This window comes from Planctomonas deserti, from assembly GCF_003067705.1.
Lineage (GTDB): Bacteria > Actinomycetota > Actinomycetes > Actinomycetales > Microbacteriaceae > Planctomonas > Planctomonas deserti.
Map to the genome: position 1 here is coordinate 1 of NZ_QANL01000028.1, position 810 is coordinate 810.

The 810-nt window shown below is 65.3% G+C and carries 1 protein-coding gene; it reads right to left on the reverse strand.

Features of this window, described 5'->3' with window-relative positions; translation table 11 throughout:
• A partial coding sequence (locus DAI20_RS19310) for an SLBB domain-containing protein (protein ID WP_205781493.1) occupies nt 1-810 on the reverse strand: 810 nt, incomplete at both ends.

The following is an 810-nucleotide window of genomic DNA, read 5'->3' on the forward strand; positions in this document are numbered from 1 at the left end:
GTCCATCGGCAGATCCTTCAGCTCGGCCGCGGTCAGTACCGGCATCGACACGCCGCCCGGGATCGCGCCCTTGAGGGTACGGCCCGGACGCAGGCCACCGGCCATTTCCAGCAGGTCGTGGAATTTGGTGCCCAGCGGCACTTCGAAGTTGCCGCCGTTCTGCACGCAGCCGGACACCGAGAAGCACTTCGGGCCGCCATTGGCGGTCAGGCTCAGGCCCTTGAACCACTCCGGACCGTTGCGGATGATCGCCGGCACCGAACCGTAGGTTTCGGTGTTGTTGATCGTCGACGGCTTGCCGTACAGGCCGAAGTTGGCCGGGAACGGCGGCTTGTAGCGCGGCTGGCCCTTCTTGCCTTCCAGCGATTCCATCAGCGCGGTTTCTTCGCCGCAGATGTAGGCGCCGGCGCCCAGCGCACCGTAGATGTCGATGTCCACGCCCGAGCCCATCACGTTCTTGCCCAGCCAGCCGTTTGCATAGGCATCGGCCAGGGCCTGCTCGAAGTGCTCGAACGGCTCGTGGTGGAACTCACCGCGCAGGTAGTTGTAACCCACGGTCGAACCGGTGGCGTAGCAGGCGATCGCCATGCCTTCCACCACCGAATGCGGGTTGTAGCGCAGGATGTCGCGGTCCTTGCAGGTGCCCGGCTCGGATTCGTCCGAGTTGCAGAGGATGTACTTCTGCATGTTGCCCTTGGGCATGAAGGACCACTTCAGGCCGGTCGGGAAGCCAGCGCCACCGCGGCCGCGCAGGCCCGAGGCCTTGACCATCTCGATGCCCTGCTCCGGCGCGATCCTCTCTTCGAGGCT